This is a genomic window from Alcaligenes sp. DN25, assembly GCF_023674485.1.
GTDB classification, from domain to species: Bacteria; Pseudomonadota; Gammaproteobacteria; order Burkholderiales; family Burkholderiaceae_B; genus Alcaligenes; species Alcaligenes phenolicus.
The window spans coordinates 2,721,965-2,739,518 of the sequence record NZ_CP098408.1 but is presented as its reverse complement, the minus strand read 5'-3'; the positions used below and the strand labels follow the sequence as shown (position 1 = coordinate 2,739,518).

The window sequence follows — 17,554 nt, the reverse complement described above, 5'->3', positions numbered from 1 at the left end:
TTACAGCGGAGCCTGTTGTCGAGTGGGCAGCAGTTCCATCTCTTCCATGGAGCTGGCCTCTGGTTGGCTGCTTATGTAATGGTAGGCGCTGGTCACGTCGGGCGAGCTCAAGCGACGCACAATGCGATTGATCAAAGACTGTTCCATATCGCGGAAAATCATCTCGATTTCGCTATCTTTGGCTTGTACAGCCTCAGCATCGTACGGTACTTCACGAATGACGTTCAGTGTTGTGGGCGGCAGGATCACGCGGCCTTTGGCGTCCAGCAGCTCGAACACAAATGTCAGTTGCAGTTCGTACTCTTCCACCTGGCCTTTGGCGTTGATGGAAATTTCGCGTTGATTACGGCTGTGGGAGAGCTGTTGCAAGATGGCTTCAGCGTCTTGCGGGCGCTCCACAAAGCGGGTTTGCGGTGAACTGGCCGACAAGGTTCGACGCAGATTCGCGCCAAACGCACTGTTGTCCGTAATGTTGGTGTAAATCGTGTCGAACGGCAGCGGGGCCACCCCTTTCAGGTGAAAGCCACACGCTGTCAGAACAACACTGAGCAGGATCATCAAGCCCGCCAGTCCCCAGAACCTGGGTGCAGGAACAGACAAGGAGCTGGAAGGAAGCAGGCGGGCTAGGTGCATGATTAACCTACGACGTTAACGAGTTTGCCAGGCACCACAATGATGCGCTTGGCGGGGCGGCCTTCCAGATACTTGAGCACGGCAGCGTGTTCGGCTGCGGCTTGTTCAATGGCGGCTTTTTCCGCTCCCTGAGGCACGACCAATGAACCGCGCAGCTTGCCATTGACTTGCAGCATCAGCTCCACTTCGTCAGCAATCAGGGCTTGTTCATCCACAGCAGGCCATTGGGCGTCGAGCATATCGCCCAGGCTGTCTGCCCAACCCAGTTCACGCCACAACTGCCAGGTGATGTGAGGGACGACAGGGTACAGCACGCGCAACAGAATGGACGTGGTTTCAGCCAGTGCACGTTGTGCGGCGGGAGTGTCTTCCCATTGAGTCTGCTCCAGGGTGTTGAGCATCTTCATGCAAGCCGAAACCACGGTGTTGTATTGAATACGCTCGTAGTCGTAATTGGCTTGCTTGAGCAAGGAGTGAATTTCCAGACGGGTACGCTTGGCGGCCGCATCCAGATCGCTCCAGTCGGTGGCTTGTTGGGCATTGCCAGCGCGCAGAGCATCGGCGTGGTTATAGCAGAAGGCCCACAGGCGACGCAGGAAGCGGTTGGCGCCATCCACGCCCGAATCCGACCACTCCAGGGTTTGCTCTGGCGGGCTGGCAAACATGATGAACAGGCGGGCGGTATCCGCGCCCAGCGTGTCGATCAGGGATTGGGGGTCCACGCCGTTGTTCTTGGACTTGGACATGGTGCCGATGCCGTTGTACTGCACGGGCTGACCATCGCTCTTCAAACGGGCACCGATAATCGCGCCTTTTTCGTCGTAGACGTTTTCGACGGTTTCAGGCCAGAAGTACTCGATACCACCTTGAGGTGTGCGGCGGGTGTAGCTGTGGTTCAGCACCATGCCCTGGCACAGCAGGCGGGTGAAGGGCTCGTCAATCTTGACCAGGCCCATGTCGCGCATGACTTTGGTCCAGAAGCGGGCATACAGCAAGTGCAGCACAGCGTGTTCGATACCGCCGATGTACTGATCCATGGGCATCCAGTAATCGGTGCGTGGATCGGTCATGGAGTCGTTCAGATTGGGCGTGGTGTAGCGCAGGAAGTACCAGGACGAGTCCACAAAGGTGTCCATGGTGTCCGTTTCGCGACGTGCAGGCTTGCCGCAAGAAGGGCACGTGCACTTCAGGAAGGCTTCGTGCTTGTTCAACGGGTTGCCGCTGCCATCGGGAATCAGCTCTTCGGGCAGAACGACGGGCAGGTCTTTTTCCGGAACAGGAACCGGGCCGCAATCCTCGCAGTGGATGATCGGGATCGGGGTGCCCCAGTAACGCTGACGGGAAATACCCCAGTCGCGCAGACGGTAGGTGGTTTGTTTCTCGCCCAGCTCTTGAGCATTCAGGTCTGCCGCAATTGCGTCCACGGCGGCGGCATGCGCCAGGCCGTCGTACTTGCCGGAATTGATGGTTTGACCTTGCTGCTTGTCGCCGTACCAGTCTTGCCATTGAGTGGCGTCGTACTCTTTGCCTTCAACGCCAATCACTTGTTGAATAGGCAATTGGTATTTCAGGGCAAAGGCGAAGTCGCGCTCGTCGTGAGCAGGCACGCCCATGACGGCACCGTCGCCGTAGCTCATCAAGACGTAGTTACCGACCCAGACAGGAACGTCCGCACCGGTCAGTGGGTGCTTGACGCTCAAGCCGGTAGGCAGACCTTCTTTTTCACGGGTGGCCATATCGGCTTCCGTGGTGCCGCCTTTCTTGCATTCTTCAATAAAGGCAGTCAGCTCGGGATTGTTGCGGGCAGCCAGGGCGGCCAGCGGGTGTTCAGGAGCAACAGCACAGAAGGTAACACCCATGATGGTGTCCACGCGGGTGGTGAACACATACAGACGACCGTCCTGAATCAGTTGGCCTTGCTCGTCACGAATATCGTGAGGGAAGGCAAAGCGCACACCCTGGCTCTTGCCGATCCAGTTTTCCTGCATCAGGCGGACACGCTCGGGCCAGCCGGGCAGGCCGGTTTTCACGGTGTCCAGCAGCTCTTCAGCGTAGTCGGTAATGCGCAGGTAATAGCCGGGGATTTCACGCTTTTCAACCAGCGCGCCCGAGCGCCAACCTCGGCCTTCAATAACCTGTTCGTTGGCCAGAACGGTTTGATCCACCGGGTCCCAGTTCACGGTCTGGGTCTTGCGGTAGGCAATGCCTTTTTCCAGCATCTTCAGGAACAGCCACTGGTTCCATTTGTAGTATTCGGGATCGCAGGCACACATTTCACGCGACCAGTCGATGGCCAGACCCATCGCCTGCATCTGCTTTTTCATGTAGGCGATGTTGTCGTAAGTCCACTTGGCGGGCGGAACCTGCGATTTGATGGCGGCGTTTTCAGCGGGCATGCCAAAGGCATCCCAGCCCATGGGCATGAGAACGTTAAAACCGCGCATGCGTAGCTGGCGCGCCATCATGTCGTTGATGGTGTAGTTGCGCACGTGGCCCATATGTAGCTTGCCACTGGGGTAGGGCAGCATGGAGCATGCGTAAAACTTGGGTTTGAGCGAGCCATCGGGAGCGGTGGCGTTTTCGACGGCGCGATAGGCGTCCCGATCGGTCCAGTTTTGCTGAGCGAGTTGTTCAACCTCGCTGGGGTTGTAACGTTCCTGCATGAGTGGCAATACCGTTTTAGACAAAAGTAAAGGAGTATCCGCCATTATACGGGGCAAATCTCGCTGTGGACGGCTGCAAGGTGGGCAGTGTGCATGAGCGTAATGGCAGACAGGAGGCAGGCCTGTCACAGCAGCCTGTGAAGGGCAAAAAAAACCCCTGCAGGGCAGGGGCTTTTTTTGAAAACCAATCCGCTGCAGGAGCGGTGCGCGAATTAACGCAACTTGGTTTCTTTGTACTCGACGTGCTTGCGAACGACGGGGTCAAATTTCTTGATCACCATCTTTTCAGGCATATTGCGCTTGTTTTTGGTGGTGGTGTAGAAGTGACCGGTGCCGGCGGACGATTCGAGTTTGATTTTTTCGCGTATACCTTTAGCCATGATGAGCTCCTGGTTAAATGTTTAAGAAGCGCAGCTTAGTATTTTTCGCCGCGGGAGCGCATTTCGGCCAGAACGGAGTCGATACCGTTCTTGTCGATGGTGCGGATAGCGTTAGCGGAAACGCGCAGGCGAACCCAGCGGTTTTCACTTTCAACCCAGAAACGACGGGACTGCAGGTTTGGCAGGAAGCGACGCTTGGTTTTATTGTTGGCGTGCGAAACATTGTTGCCCGACATTGGGCCTTTTCCGGTCACTTGGCATACGCGTGCCATGGTCATACCCCTTGAGATCTAAATCAGCCTCCGCTAAACGAAAAAAGCCGCGGGCGATTGTAAAATTAGGATCGTGTTAACCCCAGTGCTGGGGTACAAAGAAGATTATTCTAATATGGAAAAATCACTTAGATCAAGTTTTACCGTGCTTTCCTTGCTGCGTTGCGGCCAAACAGCCACGATAAGACGGCACAACTGGCCAATACGGCGGTCAATGGCAAAGCATTGGAAGAGGACCAACTGCTGACCGCAAAACCGGCCAGTGCACCACAAAGCATTTGCAAAGCGCCCATCAGGGCTGAGGCCGTTCCCAGGCGATGGCCTTGTTCAGACAGGGCAAGGGCCGCGGAATTGGGGTTCACAAAGCCTTGGCACGCCATAAAGCCCATCAGCGTCACCATCAGCCAGGCCAGGTCCAGTACGCCCAGCAGGGTCAGAATGGCACCCAGCAGGGTAAAGATCACTTGCAGTCCCTGTGCCACGCGCAGCAAAGTGGGCGGGCTGTACGTATTGAGCAAACGGGCGCTGACTTGAGAGAAAACAATCAGACAGGCGGCATTCGCGCCAAAATAAAAACCGAAATGGCGCGGCTCGACTGCAAATAAATCAATAAAGACGCGTGGCGATCCGGCGATATAGGCAAACATGCCTGCAGAACTGAAACCGGCGGCCAGCGAATAAAACATGAAAGGCCGGTCGCGTAACAGGGCACTGTAATTATGGGCAATCAGTTTGGGTTGCAGTGGCAGGACTCGTTCGGGGGCCAGGGACTCTTTCATGGTGAAAAAAGTCAGCAGCCACAAGAGCACGCCACAGCCGGCCATGAAGTAGAAAATACCGCGCCAGTCGCTAAACAGCAGGATCTGACCACCGATCAGCGGGGCCAGAATAGGCATGACGCCCATAATCAGCATCAGCATGGACAGGGCGCGGGCGGCTTCACGGGTCTCGAAACGATCCCGGATCACGGCACGGGGAATAGCCATGCCAGCGGCACCACCAAAGGCCTGCACAATGCGCCACACGGTCAATTCATCAATATCGCTGGCGCGTGCACAGAAAAAGGAAGCGGTGGTGAAAATCAGCACGCCCAGCAGCAAGGGCAGCTTGCGCCCGAAGCGGTCGGCCATGGGACCGTACACTAATTGAGCCACGCCCACACCCAGCAAGAAACCCGCCAGCGTGCGCTCTACCATGCCCGCCGAGGTGTTCAGGCTCTGGGCCATTGCCGGGAAGGCGGGCAGGTACATATCAATGGCCAGTGGCCCCAGGGCAGTGAGCAGCCCCATCAAGATGAGCCAAGGGGGAAATGCAGGGGAGTGGTTGCGTGTCATCGGGCCAAGTATTAAGGTGGGGCAGATCCTGGCCGAGAGCCTGAACCCACTACCCTGTGCCGAGCATCAATGCAAACCGATGCAATGGGCCAAAGGCAGGCAGTTTAGCATGGGGCAAGCTCAACTCCGGTCTAAGTGCTTTAGGTGTAAAGCATATGATTCGTGACTTTGACGCAACGGATTCAGGGGCTGATTGTATTAGGCTACAGGATTGACAGCTTACGGGCGGTGTGTCGAAAGAGGCGACACATTGTCATCTTTGTTTGTTTACATACAAGGAGGCGAAGTTGAGTTCAATTTCATCAATGGTCCAGGCCAAATTAGATCAACTCAGCATTCCGGTTCGGCTGACCTTGCCCAACGGCGAGCAAGTTGGCCCGGCTGATGCAGCGGTTCATCTGATCATTAAAGATAATGCCACCTTGGCGCAGCTGGCCGCCGGGCAATCCGGGCAGTTGGGAGAGGCCTACGTGGAAGGGCGTATGGACTTTGAGGGCTCCATGCGGGATCTGATGCAGCTGGCAGCGGATATTTTGCCGGGCTCCCCGGTTGACGCTGCCCAGGCAGGCTGGCTGACTTCCATCGTCAAGCATCTGACTTCCGTCTGGCGCCATTCCCAGGAAAGGGACGCCAAACAGATCCAGTTTCACTACGATTTATCGGATGATTTCTACGCCTTGTGGCTGGACCCGCGTCGGGTCTACTCCTGCGCCTATTACCGCGAACCGGACATGACGCTGGCGCAGGCTCAGGAAGCCAAGCTGGACCACATTTGCCGCAAGCTGCGTCTGCAATCGGGCGAGCGCTTTCTGGATGTGGGAGCCGGGTGGGGCGGGCTGCTGATATGGGCGGCTGAAAACTACGATGTGGACGTGACGGGCATCACCTTGTCCCGTAACCAGCATGCCTATGTGAACGGGCTGATCGAGCAGAAAGGTTTGTCGGGCCGGGCCCGCATGATGTTGCTGGATTATCGCGAGCTGGATGAACTCAAGCCTTATGACAAGCTGGCCTCGGTCGGGATGTTCGAGCACGTGGGCCGCGCCCAGCTTAGTGCCTATTTCGACAAGTTGCGCCGTTTGGTCAAGCCCGGTGGTTTGATTCTGAATCACGGCATTACAGCCGGTGGCGTGGACAATAGCCAGCTGGGTGCCGGGATGGGCGACTTTATCGAGAAATACATTTTCCCCGGTGGAGAGCTGACCCATATCAGCCATGTGTTGCGTCATCTGGCTGAAGGTGGTCTGGAAGGCCTGGACATTGAGAATCTGCGTCCGCACTATGCACGCACGTTGTGGGCCTGGAGCGATGCCTTGGAAAGTCAGTTGGACAAGGCCAAGGCCACGCTGGATTCCGAGCAGGGTCAAAAATCTTTGCGTGCTTACCGGGTTTATCTGGCTGGTTGCGCCATGGGCTTTGAGCATGGCTGGATTGCCTTGCACCAGGTTCTGGCTCAGGCGCAAAGTGCTGGGCGGGCACAGGAGCTGGATTACGCGCCAGACCTGGTGTATCCATGGCGTCGGGACTATATGTACCAGCGTTAGAGGGCGCGGTCTGGAGGGGCAAATGACAAGGCTTTATGCCTTGTCATTTGTCTTTTTTGGGGCTGCTTTTACGCCACTCCATCAATTCTGAATTAATAGGTAACAAAAAAAAATTTAGAAAAACGCTAAAACCACGCCAAACAAGGGTTTTGTTGCGTTTTTGCCATTGACATATTCCAGGATTTTGATGGTTTTTCGAGGTAAGAATTTGTTTTTGATTGCAAAGGCCCGTAGAATGGCCTCCTTACCAGATTCATCAATTCGATCTAGAACCGCCTGAAACTGCGTGTTCTATTCGCACCAAATCATCGCGCCGCGCGGTGTAACCCTGGCCCAGCCGTTTTGTTTCGGTCAAGGCAGCGAACAGTACAAAAAGGGCTCAGCCCTGAATATTGTTCCGGGTTTTTCGTGAGTGCCTGGCACTCGCTCTATACGTAGGTATGTATTGGCGATAAGAGCATCGTCTTCCGCACACCCCTTTAGCCTTGGCGCCGACTGATCATGCAGGACGCGTCCACAGTAACTCAAGGAGGAGCATCATGTCTTCATACTTCCCTCACGCCGGTGCCAAGTCGCGCTTGCACCGCTTTCCCCTGATTCAAGCCTCTGTGCTGACCAGCGTGTTGCTGGGTTTGTCGTCCGCCGCACAAGCCGCTACCCCGGTTGCCTGCGAACTGGACCGCACGGTTCGCTTTGGCGGCATGAATTGGGAATCCAATCTGGTCCTGACTGAAGTCGAGCGTTTTATCGCTGACAAGGGTTATGGCTGCAAGACTGAGGTCATCTCGGTCGAGACGCTTCCGGCCTTGGCCGCATTGGAGCGAGGCGACCTGGATGTCAACACTGAAATCTGGCTCAACAGTGTGGCTGATCCCTGGAAACAGGCTGAAGCCAAGGGAAACGTAAAACGTATTGGTGATATTTATATGGGTGGCGAAGCCTGGTTTATTCCACGCTACACCGCCGAGCGCCTGCCTGAACTGAAGTCCGCAGCGGACCTGCCCAAGTTCAAGGATGAATTCAAGGACCCTGAAGAACCCGGTAAAGGCCGCTTCTATGGCTGCCCGGCAGGTTGGGGTTGTGAAGTGGTCAGCGGCAATCTGTTCAATGCCTTGAAGCTGGGTGATACCTTCACCTTGTTCTCGCCCGGTACTGGTGCCACGCAGAAAGCGGCTCTGACCTCTGCTTATCAGCGCAAGGAAAACGTGGTGTTCTACTACTGGTACCCTACGCCGCTGGTGGGTTCCATGGATCTGGTCAAGCTGGAACTGCCCGCTTATGACGAGAAAAAGCACGGGTGTCTGACGGACCCGGATTGTGCCAATCCAGAGCCTAGCGATTACCCCGAAAATCCGGTGTTCACGGCTGTGAATACGGAGTTCTCCAAGCAGGCTCCCGAACTGACGGCCTTCCTGGCCAATGTCAGCATGCCCCTGGAGCTGATGAACGACACCATGGCCCACATGGAAAAAACCGAAGGCGAGCCTGAGGATGTGGCGCACTGGTTCCTGAAAGAGCACGAGGACACCTGGTCTAAGTGGGTGCCCATGGAAGTGGCTCAGCGCGTAAAAGCCGCTCTTTAGTATTCGTGTCGTTGTAGGGCGAGGCCGGCCTCGGTGACTGCACCCCATGCGGGTGCGGGTACTGAGTCGTACCTCGCTTTTCTGCCTGGTCCCATTGTGGCCGGCAGGCTCATGGCCGGGCGATATGCCCGCGCCGCATGCACGAGTTTTACGGAGTGTTTTTTATGTTTCCTGAGTTGATTGATCCGCGCGCCTTACGTTTGCCCATCGATCAGTTCGTGGGTGATCTGGTTGCCAATTATTCCAGTACCTTGCGCGCCATGACCCAGCCTTTGCTGGACATGCTGGTCTTTATGGAGTCCATCTTGCGCAGCAGTCCCTGGTGGGCCGTTGTGCTGGTGGTGGTCGTGCTGGGCTGGGCTGCCAGCCGTCGCGTCCTGTTTTCCGTGGCCATGGGTGCCATGCTGTTCGTCATTGGTTTGATCGGCCTGTGGGATGCTGCCATGCAGACCCTGGCGCTGATGATCGTGGCCGTTTTCCTGTCTGTGCTGATAGGCATACCGCTAGGTCTGTTGATGGCCAGCTTCAACTGGCTGCGCCGCATCATGATGCCGGTGCTGGACGTGATGCAAACCATGCCCAGCTTTGTGTATCTGATTCCGGTAGTGATGCTGTTCAACCTGGGCAAGATCGCCGCCCTGATTGCCACCATTATTTACGCCATTGCGCCGGTAATTCGTCTGACCGATCTGGGTATACGCCTGGTCGACAGCGAAGTGCTGGAAGCCTCGCGTTCTTTCGGGTCCAACCGCTGGCAGCAGCTCTACGGGGTGCAATTGCCATTGGCCATGCCCAACATCATGGCGGGTATTAACCAGACAACCATGATGGCGCTGGCCATGGTAGTGATCGCCTCCATGATCGGTGTGCGAGGTCTGGGCTACGAAGTGCTGCAAGGTATCAACCGTCTGCAAGTAGGCCGTGGCCTGATGGCCGGTTTGGGTATTGTGCTGCTGGCTATTCTGTTTGACCGTATCACACAAGAATTTGGCCGCCGCTTTCAGACACGGGAGGCCTCATGAGCAAGATTGAAGTTCGCAATATCTACAAGATCTTTGGCTCCCAACCCGAGCGCTGGCTGGAAGAGGCCCGCAACGGTGTCCGCAAGGACGAGCTACTGGCCAAAAGCGGCCACACCTTGGGGCTACGTGACATCAGCCTGTCCATTGAGCATGGCAGCATTTACGTCATCATGGGTTTGTCCGGTTCGGGCAAGTCCACCCTGATCCGCCATTTCAACCGCCTGATCGAACCGACAGCCGGGCAGATTCTGGTCGATGACGTGGATGTGATGAGCCTGGATGGCAAGGCGCTGATGCAGTTCCGCCAGCAAAAGATCAGCATGGTCTTTCAGCGTTTTGGCCTGTTCCCGCATCGCACGGTGCTGGAGAACGCGGCTTACGGTCTGCAAGTGCAGGGCATAGGACGTGCCGCCCGTGAAGAGAAAGCCACTTACTGGCTGGAGCAGGTAGGGCTTCAAGGCTTCGAGAATCAGTATCCGCATCAGTTGTCTGGCGGTATGCAGCAACGTGTGGGTCTGGCGCGTGCCTTGGCCACCGATGCCGACATTCTTCTGATGGACGAAGCCTTCTCTGCGCTGGATCCGCTGATTCGACGTGAAATGCAGGACCAGTTGCTGGAACTGCAGGCCCGTCTGAACAAGACCATTGTGTTTATTACGCATGATCTGGACGAAGCGCTGCGTCTGGGCAACCGGATTGCCATTCTTAAAGATGGTGAACTGATCCAGGAAGGCTCGCCCGAGGATATTCTGCTCTCGCCCGCCAGCGATTATGTGCAGGCCTTCTTGCAGGATGTGAACCGCAGTAAAGTGCTGAACGCTGCTCATGCGGTGCGCGATTCCAGCAAGACGCTGACCTTCACCATGCGTACCCGTGCTGTTCATGCGCTGGAGCGCTTGAGCGAACGGGGCGTGCGTTATGCCCCTGTGCTCGATGGCAAGCGTCTGGCCGGTGTCTTGATGCGTTCCAGTGCTCAAGAGGCGGTGCAGCAAGGTGCACGGGATATTTCCGGCTTTGTGGACGAGATGAGTTCCGTGCCCGCCACCATGGGTTTGGATGAAATCCTGGGGCAATTGCTGCGTAGCAGCGAACCTTTGGCCGTCACTGGCGAGAACGACGAGTTCCTGGGCCTGCTCTCGCGCAGCAAGGTTGTGGACCTGGTCAGCCCGCTGATTGATGCGGTGGAGGAATCGCCAGATGCGGCTGCAGGGTCGACTCCGGATGATACGGCCAAGATCGTGGAAGCCATTGAAGGCAGTAAACCTGCTGCCTGAGTTAGCCTTGTCTTGCTAAAGCGATAAAGAAAACGGGTCCTGTTGAATAACTGGCCCCGTTTTTTTTGTTTGTGCTTTCACGGTTTGGCTTATTTTGGCCTTAGGCTTTTAGTGCTGAGCAATGAGCCGCTGGATGTCTGAGTCTGCCATGGAGCTGAATGCCAGCAGCTCATGCTTTGCTTGTTAGGACGCCCGCGCCTTGCGTCTTGCCGGATTGTAGATACGTAGAATATGGCTGTACCAGAACAGCAGCAGCAAGGCCGAGGCCCCCAGGCCCAGGCTGGACATGGTCCACAAGCTGGCCGCACCCACAGGCGCACCCGGCGCCAGCCACTGAATAACCCCTTCCAGGGATCCGGCTGCCGGTCCAAACCCTAACCACCAGCCACCGCCCAGACCCAACACGCTTAAGGCAAAGAACTGCAGCAACATGGGAACAAAAGCCACTTTATAGGCGCGCAGCAAATAGGAAATCAGGCACTGGAACGCGTCGAAAAAGTGGAAGAAGGGCAGCAGTTGCAGCAAGAGCAGGGCGCGCAGGGCTACGTCGGCATCGTCGGTATAGGCATGGGCCAAGGTAGGGCGCAGCAGAACCAGCAGGCTGATCGTCAGCGTGACCCCGGCCAACACAATCCCCAGACTTAACATTCCCACATGGCGGGCACGATGATATTGCCCGGCTCCAATGGCTTGAGCGCTGACCGAGGCCGCAGCAACACCGACGGCCATGGGCACCATAAAGCAGACAGCAGCTAGATTGGCCATGATCTGGTGTGCACCCGAAGCAAAGACCCCTTCGCGGGCTACCAGCAAAGCCATGAAGCTGAAGGCGCAGATCTCGATCAGGTAAGAGCCGCCCATGGGCAGGCCCAGGCGCAGCAGTTCTTTCTGCGCCGTCCAGCTAGGCAGGCCCAGTCGCAAGCTAAAGGGCTTGTAGAAGCGGTCGGCGCGCAGCAGCCACAGGCCAGCAGCCAGCATTAGCCAGGAAACTACGGTAGTCGCCAGGCCCGAACCGACGGCTCCCATGGCTGGCAAACCGAATTTCCCGAAAATCAGCATCCAGTTGAACAGGGCCTTGAAGGCCACGCTGAACAGATTGATCAGCATGACGGCTTTGGGGTGAGAGGTTGCCGTGCCCAGGCAGTAAATCGTTCGGAAAACCAGGGAGGCGGGCAGGGCCAGAATCAGGCTGCGCAAATACCAGGTCACCCGGTCGTGAACCTCAGGGCTTAAATCGCCCGACCAGCTTAGCCAGATATTGGGAAAGGCCAGCGCCAGGGTGCCGATCAAGGTCAGCAACAGGGCCAGCCACACACCTTGCCCCCACCAGCGGCCTACTTCAGTCAGGCGGCGCGCGCCAAATTGCTGCGCAATGATAGGAATCAGGGCGTGGATGACACCCATCAAGCCGATAAAGACGGTGATGTAAATGGATACGCCCAGGCCCATGGCCTGCAAGTCGACCGGACTGCTGTGGCCGACCATAACGGTATCCAGCACCCCAAAGGCGATACCCGCCCAGGAGCCGACCAGCACAGGCCAGGCCTGACGCAGGATTTGGCCTGCCTGGCCTTTCCAGTTGTGATGAAACACGGAGGACATGATTGAAACTTACTGAGCTTGTACTCGCAGCAGACGGAAAGCCTCGTGACGATCTGGCCCGCGTTTACCTTGCCAGAGCTGGACCGCATTGTCAGGAATGGGGGCCTTGCCATCTTGCAGGTCGCGCAGGGAGAACTGTTCCAGCACCAAAGAGCAGCGGTTGTCGAAATTGATCTTGATGTTATTAAACACCAGGAAGGAGGCTCGTTGTCCCGAACCCAGGCCCCAGGAGCGCAGGCATTCGCCGGGCTGTCTGTGTTCGCGCAGGGCGGCGGACAGTTCACCGGAGACGTCTCGGTAACTACGTACGTAGTCCAGCGAGGGCATCCACAGGGTAACCAGCAGGAGCCAGGTCGTAATCAGGCCACCTGCAGACAAGACCGTGCCGCGCAGCAGTCCTGGCGGGTTGGTGGACAGGCGCCAGCGTACCAGGGCGATCCAGGCGAGCGTACCTAGCGCGGCAATAATCATGACCGGCCAGGAGATAAAGGTGTCATAACCTTGAGTCTGGCGGGCGATATTGTGCGAAATCTGACGTGGCCAGCCGGTTTGTTGCGCGATCCAGCCCAGCCAGACCGTGGTTGCCGTCAGTGAGAAGCACATGATGGCAAACCAATCCAGCGTATTGACCACGCCACGCCGCAAGGTGGGCAGCGAGAACGCGGCCAGGACGGCGCAAGGTACGACCAGCAGGGCGTATTCAGGCTCGAAGGCATCGCGGATAAACAGCAGGCTCAGCAGCGGGACCAGCAGGCTGATGGCAGGCACATAAATATGCGGGGCCTTGAACCAGCTGCGCCACTGCCACAGTGCCAGCAGTGCCAAAGGCCAGGTCGGCCAGAGGAACCACAGCAAGTCACGCAGATTATTCAGTTGTTCCTTGAAACCCGCCCAGCCCCAGGCGGCCAGATGCCACAGACGCCACTGTTCAGTCCAGTACACACTGACGCGTTTGGCGGGAATCCACCAGGCCATGATGATGGCCAGGGTCAGGACGGCACTGAGGGCCAGCCATTGGCTGTGCTGACGCAAGGGGCCGCGTGGAATGAAGCACAGAGCGGTAGCCAGCATGATGGGGCCAGCGCCCAGCCAGCCACGGGTCAGGAAGCAGGCGCCCAAAGACAGGCCCAGCATGATCGCACCGGAAGCGGGACGGTCAAACATGCGCACCAGGCTGTACAAAGCCAGAGCCTGGAAGGCAATGATGGCTGGTACTTCCGAGGTTTCGTGCATACGCCAGAGGATGCCGACCGTGGCTACCGTCAGCAGCAAGGTGGCGTCGGCAATCATGCGCCCATAGTCCGTGGGCGAGGGCTCGCCCCCAAAGGGCAGGCGCAGCGGTTGGGCCTCAGGGCGTCGAGCCAGCCAGTAGGCGCTGTGCCAGACCGAAGCCGCCAACATGCCGAACCACAGCAGGTTAGGCAGTCGGGACGCCACAATATTGGCGTTCAGCTCAGAGGTAAAGAGTTTGAGCAGTGGCGCAAACAGCGTAATGAACAGGGCACCCAACCAGGTGGTCAGCGGCCCGTCCTGGGCATGTGCCAGATCGCCCACCTGCGGCAACAACAAGGCCTGACCGCTGGGATCTGACAAAGCGGTAAGCATGGTTGCAAGCCCGATGACATCGTCTGCCTTCCAGGGATCGCGGAAAAACAGACCCGCAAGAATGTAAATAGTCCCAACGACCAGCAGGACCAATCGGGGAAGTTTGACGGCAGCGGTAGCAGTCAGGCGAGCAGGGGTGGAGGTGGGTATGAGGCTGGATGACACGTCTAGGGTAAAACAGTCTGTTGATTCGCCCTATCTTAATGCAAAGGGGGCGCCTTGGCCGGGAAATGTGCGGTAAAAAAAAGGCAGCCGAAGCTGCCTTTTTTGCGCTGAACGCGGTATGCCGAGAAAGAGAGCTTATTCGCCTTTCTTGACGGTACCAGCCGTACGGGCAAAACGGGCGCGGAATTTTTCAACGCGGCCAGTTTCCACGATACGGGTTTGAGCGCCCGTGTAGAAGGGGTGCGACTCGGACGTCACGTCACACTTGAACAGCGGGTAAGTCTGACCGTCTTTTTCGGTGGTTTCGCGAGTCTGGACAGTGGAACGGGTGATAAAGGAGTTGCCCGTTTGCAGGTCCAGAAACACCACGTCACGGTATTCTGGGTGAATGCCTTCTTTCATGATGATTCCTGTTTTGACAAATAAGGACCGCCAGCAAGGCACGTATTTACAAAAATAAAGCTGCGCAGGGCAGATTTCCAATCTTTTGTAAGTACCGGCACTAAAAAGCTAGAGGGCTGTTTTTTTAACCGGGTTTGGGTTTTGACATCCTGCCCGATTGAATAATGCCTAAAGACTTTTTGCCACGTATCCGATGAAGCCTGAAATTTTAGCATTGAGCCGCCGCTTTTCAAAGAAAACTCCATCAAAGCGCGGCACAAGTGCAACAAGAAGCCGCCTAATGATAGGCGTCAGGACCCGAAACCCGGAGATTGTCAGGGTTCGGGGCGTCTTGCTTGATGGTCGATAAGGTCGTCAGTCGATCTGTTTGCGCTTGCGGAAAGACAGAATCCAGATGCCGACCGCCAGCTCAAGTGCCGCAATAATCCACAAACCGCTTTGGAAATTACCGCTGGCGTCTTTCAGGGCACCCAACATGAAGGGCGCGCCAAAGCCGGCCAGGTTGGCGACCGAGTTGATGAAGGCCACGCCAATAGCTGCTGCCGAGCCTGCCAGAACGGCGTTAGGCAGTTGCCAGTACACCGGAATGCAACCCATGGTGCCGGACACGGCAATAATCAGGCTGATGAAGGCCATGCGCAAGGGTGCTGCTTGTCATGGGGTGTCTCCTTGTGTGGTACAGCGTGTTATGGCTGATCTGGGGGCAGGCGCTCGGCCATAAGCTCGCAGGCAGCAATGATGGGATTGATCACCGGCACAGCCAGCCTGCTTTGCAGGGCCTGGGCGCTTTGGGCCAGTGGGCCGCCGCCGATGATGACTGCGCGGGCACCGTCCTGTTCGATACACGCCGCGACACTATCGGCCAGTTCCTGATCCTGACGATCAGGGGCCTGGGCCAGATCCAGCGGGGCGGTAGGGGTCAGGCGCAGGCCGGAGAATTGTTCGCTCCAGCCATAGCGCTGTACCTGATCCAGAATGGATTGCTTCAGACCGGGGGTGGTGGTGGCAATGCCAAAAGGCGTGCCTGCTCGGGCAGCCAGCATCATGGAGGCCTGACCGATGCCGATAACCGGAACCGTGAGGCGTTCAGTCAGGGCTTGCAGGCCGGGATCTCCAAAAGCGCCGACGATGATGCCGTCAACGTCTTGCGCCTGGGCTAGCACCTGCGGGTGCCTGGATATGGCGGCGGCCTGCTCCAGTTCTTCCATTTCGGTCAACATGCCCGGTCCCTCTGGGGCGGTCAGCCCCCGGACCTGGATGTCGCGGCGCTGCAGGCTCTGGAAACAAGCCTGGGCAAGCGCCACCATCATGTCCGTGGTGGGACGGGAAGTATTGGGGTTGATGAGCAGTACGGTATGAGACATAAATACAAGGGCCGCAGCAAGGCGGCTTTTTAAGTGAATCAGGTATCCAGGGGGCGACCAAAGGTTTCGGGCGCCAACTGCAGGACAGCGGCAAAGGTGATGTACATGCCCGCCATCAAGGTGAACATGCTGGCTACGCCGTAGCCTTCCAGCACCCAGCCGCTAAGCGTAGGGATAAATGCGCCCGCCAGGGTGCCTAGTGCCAGAATGAAGGCGGTGCCAAAGGCGCGGACGCGGGTGGGATACAGTTCGGGGGAGAAAATCCAGATCGTGGTGTTGAGCAGCAGCACGCAGAACTGGAAAGCTGCACCGAATAGCAGCACCAGGTAGATATTGAAGCTCAGGAAGCCAAAGGCCAGACCGCTGGCGCAAGCCAGTAACGCTCCGTAGGTGAAGACGCGCTTGCGAGGCACGCGGGAGCCCAGGTAAGAGGCGGTCAAGGCACCCAGCAGGCTGCCCGACTGCATCAGGATCGTGAAGGTATAGCTTTTCACCAAAGAATAGCCTTGCTCCACCAGCAGGGTAGGCATCAGGGTCAGAACCGTCAGCTGTGCGCCATAAGTCATGCACACGGCAATGCCGGTCACCAGGGTGCGCATGGCCAGCGGGCCTTGAAAAATCTCGTTCAAACGCACCCGTTCTGCTTTTTGTGCCTGCGGGCCGCTGTGCAAATAAGGATAGGGATTGGCAACGTGACGGCCCAGCTTGCCCGAGGCCAGAATATTCAAAACCTGATTGGCCTCCTCGATACGCCCTTGAGACACCAGAAAACGGGGCGTTTCAGGAATGTAGCGACGATAGAACAGCACCATGAAGGCAGGCATGACCAGCAGGCCAAACACCCAGCGCCAGCTTTCTGGGCCGGGAAAGAGGGTGAAGACCAGCAAGCCGAAGGCCGGGGCCAGCATATTGCCCAGACCGCCACCTGCGACGTTGATCGTGCCGACAGCCGTGCCGCGAAAGCGTGAGGAGCAGAACTCGGCCAGCATGGTGACGGCAATCGAGATTTCGCCACCCAGCCCAAAACCCACAATCATGCGACCCAGGCCCAGTACCCAGTAGCTGGGAGCCAGGGCGCAGATCAGGGCGCCCAGCGTGAACAGGGCCAGATTGATGGTCAGCATGACACGGCGACCGTAGTGGTCGGCGATATAGCCGGACAGCAAACGCCCCAGGGCGGCGGCAGCGAAGGTCAAGGTGTTCAGAAACCCGACATCACGAGGCGTCAGCCCCCAGTGTTCCTGTAGCAGCGGGCCGACCAGGCCCACGGCATTTTGCTCGAGCACGTCAAACAGGACGCCCAGCAAAATCAGGGCCAGCACTTTGCGGTGCGAGTTGGTGACGCCTATGGTTTCCAGCGAATTTTCCAGTTGCTGCTGAACCGTGTGATTGTTGGCCGTAGAACTGGCCTGTGCCTGCCCGGTATCGGCTGGCAAGGGTTGCTGCTTGCTAGACATGGTTTCTCCTCGTTTCAGGGCGTGTATGAGCCCAGCATTATTTTTTCAATCATTATTGCCATGAAAAAATATTTTCAAAACTAGGGTAAACGAGAAAGATTTTGCAGTGTCTACTGATTGACTGAGCAGGGCGTTGATATACAAGGATTTTTAATAAAAAAAAGGATCATCGCCGTTTGCGTAGGATCCTTATCTGATTCCAGCCATGAAACTTCTGGGCTGGCTTGTCTACGGAGTGCCTGATATGGGCCCGT

At 57.1% G+C, this 17,554-nt stretch carries 16 protein-coding genes; 4 read left to right on the top strand and 12 right to left on the bottom strand.

Annotated elements, in window-relative coordinates:
• The 5 genes from NBV64_RS12790 to NBV64_RS12770 all read right to left on the bottom strand — a co-directional run bounded on the left by NBV64_RS12790 (position 1) and on the right by NBV64_RS12770 (position 5,237).
• Positions 1-633: an LPS-assembly lipoprotein LptE gene (locus NBV64_RS12790; RefSeq protein WP_026483068.1), complete on the bottom strand. Its 633-nt coding sequence runs from the start codon at positions 631-633 to the stop codon at positions 1-3.
• Positions 634-635: 2 nt separating this feature from the next.
• Positions 636-3,296 (bottom strand): leucine--tRNA ligase, encoded by a 2,661-nt coding sequence (gene leuS, locus NBV64_RS12785; protein ID WP_009456487.1) that lies wholly within the window; start codon positions 3,294-3,296, stop codon positions 636-638.
• 212 nt (positions 3,297-3,508) lie between these two features.
• The gene (gene rpmG / locus NBV64_RS12780) at positions 3,509-3,676 is read right to left on the bottom strand and encodes a 50S ribosomal protein L33 (RefSeq protein ID WP_003802781.1); all 168 of its coding nucleotides are present in this window, start codon (positions 3,674-3,676) and stop codon (positions 3,509-3,511) included.
• A 35-nt stretch (positions 3,677-3,711) separates the two neighbouring features.
• The gene (gene rpmB / locus NBV64_RS12775; protein ID WP_003802782.1) at positions 3,712-3,948 is read right to left on the bottom strand and encodes a 50S ribosomal protein L28; all 237 of its coding nucleotides are present in this window, start codon (positions 3,946-3,948) and stop codon (positions 3,712-3,714) included.
• Between the two features lie 140 nt (positions 3,949-4,088).
• Positions 4,089-5,237: a Bcr/CflA family multidrug efflux MFS transporter gene (locus NBV64_RS12770; protein ID WP_250755906.1), complete on the bottom strand. Its 1,149-nt coding sequence runs from the start codon at positions 5,235-5,237 to the stop codon at positions 4,089-4,091.
• A 350-nt stretch (positions 5,238-5,587) separates the two neighbouring features.
• Here NBV64_RS12770 and NBV64_RS12765 point away from each other — a divergent pair, with 350 nt between their 5' ends.
• From NBV64_RS12765 to NBV64_RS12750, 4 genes are all read left to right on the top strand, one after another.
• Positions 5,588-6,826: a class I SAM-dependent methyltransferase gene (locus NBV64_RS12765; RefSeq protein ID WP_009456482.1), complete on the top strand. Its 1,239-nt coding sequence runs from the start codon at positions 5,588-5,590 to the stop codon at positions 6,824-6,826.
• A gap of 539 nt (positions 6,827-7,365) precedes the next feature.
• On the top strand, positions 7,366-8,409 hold the full coding sequence (locus NBV64_RS12760) for an ABC transporter substrate-binding protein (RefSeq protein WP_009456480.1): 1,044 nt from the start codon (positions 7,366-7,368) through the stop codon (positions 8,407-8,409).
• 164 nt (positions 8,410-8,573) lie between these two features.
• Positions 8,574-9,431 (top strand): ABC transporter permease, encoded by an 858-nt coding sequence (locus tag NBV64_RS12755; protein WP_009456478.1) that lies wholly within the window; start codon positions 8,574-8,576, stop codon positions 9,429-9,431.
• Positions 9,428-10,705, top strand: coding sequence for a quaternary amine ABC transporter ATP-binding protein (locus NBV64_RS12750; protein WP_250755905.1), 1,278 nt, complete (start codon positions 9,428-9,430; stop codon positions 10,703-10,705). The genes NBV64_RS12755 and NBV64_RS12750 overlap by 4 nt, the downstream gene beginning before the upstream one ends.
• 183 nt (positions 10,706-10,888) lie before the next feature.
• Here NBV64_RS12750 and NBV64_RS12745 read toward each other — a convergent pair whose 3' ends face one another.
• The 7 genes from NBV64_RS12745 to NBV64_RS12715 all read right to left on the bottom strand — a co-directional run bounded on the left by NBV64_RS12745 (position 10,889) and on the right by NBV64_RS12715 (position 17,300).
• Positions 10,889-12,307 (bottom strand): MATE family efflux transporter, encoded by a 1,419-nt coding sequence (locus NBV64_RS12745; RefSeq protein WP_250755904.1) that lies wholly within the window; start codon positions 12,305-12,307, stop codon positions 10,889-10,891.
• Between the two features lie 9 nt (positions 12,308-12,316).
• A complete protein-coding gene (locus tag NBV64_RS12740) occupies positions 12,317-13,912 on the bottom strand; it encodes an ArnT family glycosyltransferase (protein ID WP_250755903.1) in 1,596 nt (531 codons plus the stop codon).
• Positions 13,913-14,212: 300 nt separating this feature from the next.
• On the bottom strand, positions 14,213-14,479 hold the full coding sequence (locus NBV64_RS12735) for a type B 50S ribosomal protein L31 (protein ID WP_009456467.1): 267 nt from the start codon (positions 14,477-14,479) through the stop codon (positions 14,213-14,215).
• Positions 14,476-14,724, bottom strand: coding sequence for a hypothetical protein (locus NBV64_RS12730; RefSeq protein WP_152978310.1), 249 nt, complete (start codon positions 14,722-14,724; stop codon positions 14,476-14,478). Before NBV64_RS12730 ends, NBV64_RS12735 begins: the two co-directional genes overlap by 4 nt.
• Before the next feature lie 109 nt (positions 14,725-14,833).
• Positions 14,834-15,115 carry an MFS transporter gene (locus NBV64_RS12725; protein ID WP_009456465.1) on the bottom strand — a complete coding sequence of 94 codons (282 nt, stop codon included), beginning with the start codon at positions 15,113-15,115 and terminating at the stop codon, positions 14,834-14,836.
• A 50-nt stretch (positions 15,116-15,165) separates the two neighbouring features.
• Positions 15,166-15,843 (bottom strand): aspartate/glutamate racemase family protein, encoded by a 678-nt coding sequence (locus NBV64_RS12720; protein ID WP_250755902.1) that lies wholly within the window; start codon positions 15,841-15,843, stop codon positions 15,166-15,168.
• Positions 15,844-15,881: 38 nt separating this feature from the next.
• Entirely contained in the window at positions 15,882-17,300 is a 1,419-nt protein-coding gene (locus NBV64_RS12715) for an MFS transporter (protein WP_250755901.1), read from the bottom strand.
• Positions 17,301-17,554 lie beyond the last annotated feature (254 nt).

Coding starts and splice junctions, on each gene's coding strand:
- rpmG (WP_003802781.1), bottom strand. CDS start 3,676: ATGGCTAAAGGTATACGCGAAAAAATCAAACTCGAATCGTCCGCCGGC.
- NBV64_RS12745 (WP_250755904.1), bottom strand. CDS start 12,307: ATGTCCTCCGTGTTTCATCACAACTGGAAAGGCCAGGCAGGCCAAATC.
- rpmB (WP_003802782.1), bottom strand. CDS start 3,948: ATGGCACGCGTATGCCAAGTGACCGGAAAAGGCCCAATGTCGGGCAAC.
- NBV64_RS12740 (WP_250755903.1), bottom strand. CDS start 13,912: ATGCTTACCGCTTTGTCAGATCCCAGCGGTCAGGCCTTGTTGTTGCCG.
- NBV64_RS12725 (WP_009456465.1), bottom strand. CDS start 15,115: ATGGCCTTCATCAGCCTGATTATTGCCGTGTCCGGCACCATGGGTTGC.
- NBV64_RS12735 (WP_009456467.1), bottom strand. CDS start 14,479: ATGAAAGAAGGCATTCACCCAGAATACCGTGACGTGGTGTTTCTGGAC.
- NBV64_RS12790 (WP_026483068.1), bottom strand. CDS start 633: ATGCACCTAGCCCGCCTGCTTCCTTCCAGCTCCTTGTCTGTTCCTGCA.
- NBV64_RS12770 (WP_250755906.1), bottom strand. CDS start 5,237: ATGGGGCTGCTCACTGCCCTGGGGCCACTGGCCATTGATATGTACCTG.
- NBV64_RS12715 (WP_250755901.1), bottom strand. CDS start 17,300: ATGTCTAGCAAGCAGCAACCCTTGCCAGCCGATACCGGGCAGGCACAG.
- NBV64_RS12760 (WP_009456480.1), top strand. CDS start 7,366: ATGTCTTCATACTTCCCTCACGCCGGTGCCAAGTCGCGCTTGCACCGC.
- NBV64_RS12720 (WP_250755902.1), bottom strand. CDS start 15,843: ATGTCTCATACCGTACTGCTCATCAACCCCAATACTTCCCGTCCCACC.
- NBV64_RS12755 (WP_009456478.1), top strand. CDS start 8,574: ATGTTTCCTGAGTTGATTGATCCGCGCGCCTTACGTTTGCCCATCGAT.
- NBV64_RS12750 (WP_250755905.1), top strand. CDS start 9,428: ATGAGCAAGATTGAAGTTCGCAATATCTACAAGATCTTTGGCTCCCAA.
- leuS (WP_009456487.1), bottom strand. CDS start 3,296: ATGCAGGAACGTTACAACCCCAGCGAGGTTGAACAACTCGCTCAGCAA.
- NBV64_RS12730 (WP_152978310.1), bottom strand. CDS start 14,724: ATGGAGTTTTCTTTGAAAAGCGGCGGCTCAATGCTAAAATTTCAGGCT.
- NBV64_RS12765 (WP_009456482.1), top strand. CDS start 5,588: ATGGTCCAGGCCAAATTAGATCAACTCAGCATTCCGGTTCGGCTGACC.